This window comes from Trinickia sp. (genome assembly GCF_051961175.1).
In the GTDB taxonomy this organism is placed as follows: Bacteria; Pseudomonadota; Gammaproteobacteria; order Burkholderiales; family Burkholderiaceae; genus Trinickia.
This window is the reverse complement of record NZ_JBQCDN010000051.1, coordinates 1-3,825: the sequence shown is the minus strand read 5'-3', so window position 1 is coordinate 3,825 and position 3,825 is coordinate 1. Positions and strand designations below refer to the sequence as shown.

Below are 3,825 nucleotides of genomic sequence, written 5' to 3'. Positions count from 1 at the left end.
GCCACGCAAATGGAAAACGCGCTCAACAACGACGCAGCCAAGGATCAGCTCGAAGAAGCCGGTCCGAAGAACGCAAAGAGCCTGACGCAAGGTTAAGCGTTATTCGGGTGCGTCTTCGCGCCGCGCGAGACGCACCCGGCACGCACTGCCTTCGGGGTCTATTCCGGGGGTATCGCCTTCGGGGCCAACTCACTTTCCCTACCCTATGAGCCTCGAACGCCGCAATCAGCTAATCCGGGAACTGTGCGATCTGCGCGGACTCGGCGACGCCGACTGGGTCATCGAGCGCGGAGTCGTCAGCATCGACGATTTCGATATCGCCGTGGACTTCTATGAAGAAGATCCGGCCGCGATCTACGTCAATTTTCAATTCGGCATCGTTTCTGGCGGCCGCACGCTGCGTGTGTTCCGGCTGTTGCTCGAAGCGAATTTATCCGTCTATGCGCAGGATCAGGCGCAGCTCGGCGTCGAAGCCGAGACGGGCGGTGTCGTACTGGTCGTTCGTGGCGTGCTCGAAGCAAGCTCGGACGGCCAATGGCTCGTCGATATGATCGAGCACTACGTCGAGCACGGCCGCTATTGGCGCGAAAACATTCTGCTCGCCGACGACGAAATGTTTCGGCATCTCGCAGATGGGAATTATATTTGGATGCGGGCGTGATGAGGGTAGTCGTCGGGCAAACTTGGACTCCCTGTTTTCCCGATGTTCGACGAGCCGAATGACTTTTCCCCATCCGAGTGATCGCGCTGGCAGCCACCGCATGCACCACGACGTTTACGGCCTGCGCCGCTCAACCCCCGCATCCGCACCACACGAAAGCATCCCAGCGAGCATTCGATCGGACACCTCGTGTGGAAGTTGTATCCGAACGGACTCGGGCAGGTTCAGGAAAGCGGCCGCGACCAAGGGCACACCATGCTCGACTTCGCACTGGCGGGGGCGCTCTGTCAAATGGCCTGGAATCAGGGAGACGATCTACCCGAATAGCGGCGGGTTCGACCAACTCGGCTATGGCAGGCTGACCTATACGCTGAAATAGCATCGCGTCGGCGAACGTGTTTCCGGTGCGCGGAAACACCGACAGCGACAGTTCGCCGCCGCCCCAAAAAATTCGCTCGCGTACGAGTCGGGGAACGGCGGCTGTTGCAAAGTAGAGTCCAACGCAGACGACACCGCAGGCACACGGAATCAGCGATGACGTCAAGCGTGAAGGTCACGTAGGTCAGCACAAGCATCACCCGCAGTTCCGTCGTATCCGTGTCCTTTTCCTTTAGGCCACGGCAAACCACTCGCCCAGAAATGGGTTCATTCTTGATGATTAGGAGTACTGAAAATGGCACTGAATACGTCTGCTTTCTCGACCGGCGCAACGGTTGGCTCGAACGCTTCGACGATCGCTGAAATGTCGGCCAGCACGGCCAGCTCGATCGCACTGCAAGACGCCGCCACGCAAATGGAAAACGCGCTCAACAACGACGCGGCCAAGGATCAGCTCGAAGAAGCCGGTCCGAAAAACGCGAAGAGCCTGACGCAAGGTTAAGCGTTATTCGGGTGCGTCTTCGCGCCGCGCGAGACGCACCCAGCACGCATTGTCTCTGGGGCACCCTTATCCGCTCCTTCCGGCCGACCACGATCGGTTGATCCGGAAATGACGCGATCAGCGCGAACTGCACGAACACTGCGATCTGGCAGAACGTCATTCGAACACAGCCTCATCGGCATTGTCCTCCCGACATCGCTGTCGCCGTCTACCAACAAGATCCAGTCTACTTACGTATGGAACGCATGTGCGTGGCATACGTAAGTAGACCTATTGTCGTTCCACGAATTTTCAATCCATTCGAGAGGAGATGTCACCATGCTCCGCCGCGTATCGTCGCCCTCGGTGAACACCGACCCTTCTCCGTCGGTAACACCGCCCCCTTCGCCCTCAGCGTCCAACGTTCCATCATCGAGCCGATCGCCGGACAGCCGATTCGACGCGCTAACGCGGCAGCGTCCGGCCAGCTCGGCCGACGCCGGTGCATCGACCTCTCGCGTCCGCCAGGCCACCTTGCCGCGAGCCGGTTCCGGTCCTTCAAATGCGGTTTCGAGCGATCGTCCCGAAGGCGGCACCCCGGCGAACGAGCCCTATGAAAATCCCTTCGTTCAGCAACGTCCCTGGCTCCGCCAAGCCATAGCCGAAATGTCCGCGGAAGGCGCCGAGACGCGGAGATGGCGTCCATTTAAAAAGTCGGCCTCGAAGCAATACCTCTACGCGAAAAGCCTGACGCGCCCGCAAAGAGATGAACTGGCGCAGGCGTTGGAACACGAGTTTCGTCATGCGCCGCGGCAAGATACCCGTCTAAGCGCGCTGGGTATGTGGCTTTCCGTGCAGCAGGCGCGGCTGCGAACTCATGATCCGGCGCACCGGCAGGATCACGACGGGAGACAAGGTCACGATATCGCGGAGTCGATCCCGTTCGTCGTCACCATTCCGATCGCCATGGCCACCACCCGCGACCGGCGCAGACGGTACTACAACACACCGCTTCGGCCGGAGTATCGGACAGCGTTCGATAGCTTCATGCGCGTCATCGGCGATCAATCGCTGGACGAGGACATTCGTCACACGGCGGCGGCACGGCTCGAATACCACTGGCGCAGCGAAGGGACGATTGCGCCGCTCCAGCAGTACGAATTGGAACAGCGCGGCGTAAACGCACTGGCCGCCAGCGGATATCGAGCCAGCACGGACCCCGCTCAAGTGACGCTAACGGCGGGCGAACGCGCGTTCGTCCTCAGAATGGGAAGGGAAGCCACGACGCCCGATATCTGGGCGGGCGCGCTGCGATCGGAACTCGAACACGTGCGGCGCAGCGTCGCGTACATCCCGGACCGTCGCCGTCTGCCGGCAGTCGAGGCCCAGATCCGCGGGCTCGAACGCGACCTCGACGTCGCGGAGCGTGCCGCGGCACAAGCGCGCGAGGAAGCCGGAATGCCTACGCCGGCTGCGAATATCGGGCGCGGCGTCCGCATCGAGCCCACTCCTTCGGTGATCGCCGCGGCTGGCCGCCGGCTCTCGTCGCTTTCCGGGCTGACGGCGTCGAATCCGATGGCCATGGCTCAGGCGCTGGAGGCGGAATTGAGCGACCTCGCGGAGCAAGAGCGCCCGGAGCACTTGCGTCTGAGCGATCAGGACTATCGCGTGTTGGTGGAGACCGCGATGGCCGAGGTGACAGGGACCGCCCCCGCGGAAAGGACACACAGTGCCATGGCCGTCAGGGAGGCGCTGGACCGTTGGCAGCAGATTCAGCAAGCGGAGCGCGAATCACATAGCGTGCCTGCGGAGGGCGAAACGTCCTAGTGTGCTTAGTTCGCCGCCGCCCTAAAAAATTCGCTCGCGTACGAGTCGGGGAACGGCGACTGTTGCAAAGTAGAGTCCAACGCAGACGACAACGCAGGCACACGAAATCAGCGATGACGTCAAGCGTGAAGGTCACGTAGGTCAGCATAAGCATCACCCGCAGTTCCGTCGTATCCGTGTCCTTTTCCTTTAGGCCACGGCAAACCACTCGCCCAGCAATGGGTTCATTCTTGATGATCAGGAGTACTGAAAATGGCACTGAATACGTCTTCTTTCTCGACCGGCGCAACGGTTGGCTCGAACGCTTCGACGATCGCTGAAATGTCGGCTAGCACGGCCAGCTCGATCGCACTGCAAGACGCCGCCACGCAAATGGAAAACGCGCTCAACAACGACGCAGCCAAGGATCAGCTCGAAGAAGCCGGTCCGAAGAACGCAAAGAGCCTGACGCAAGGTTAAGCGTTATTCGGGTGCGTCT

General features: G+C 60.8%; 4 protein-coding genes. All 4 read left to right on the top strand.

All coding sequences use genetic code 11. From position 1 onward, the window contains the following. The first annotated feature begins 205 nt into the window (after positions 1-205). The 4 genes from ACTHL0_RS03230 (at position 206) to ACTHL0_RS03215 (ending at position 3,806) form a co-directional block, all read left to right on the top strand. On the top strand, positions 206-661 hold the full coding sequence (locus ACTHL0_RS03230; protein WP_440565157.1) for a CesT family type III secretion system chaperone: 456 nt from the start codon (positions 206-208) through the stop codon (positions 659-661). A gap of 673 nt (positions 662-1,334) precedes the next feature. Further along, the gene (locus ACTHL0_RS03225) at positions 1,335-1,541 is read left to right on the top strand and encodes a hypothetical protein (RefSeq protein WP_440565156.1); all 207 of its coding nucleotides are present in this window, start codon (positions 1,335-1,337) and stop codon (positions 1,539-1,541) included. Between the two features lie 819 nt (positions 1,542-2,360). Further along, on the top strand, positions 2,361-3,347 hold the full coding sequence (locus tag ACTHL0_RS03220; RefSeq protein WP_440565155.1) for a hypothetical protein: 987 nt from the start codon (positions 2,361-2,363) through the stop codon (positions 3,345-3,347). 252 nt (positions 3,348-3,599) lie between these two features. Further along, positions 3,600-3,806, top strand: coding sequence for a hypothetical protein (locus ACTHL0_RS03215; RefSeq protein ID WP_440565154.1), 207 nt, complete (start codon positions 3,600-3,602; stop codon positions 3,804-3,806). Positions 3,807-3,825 lie beyond the last annotated feature (19 nt).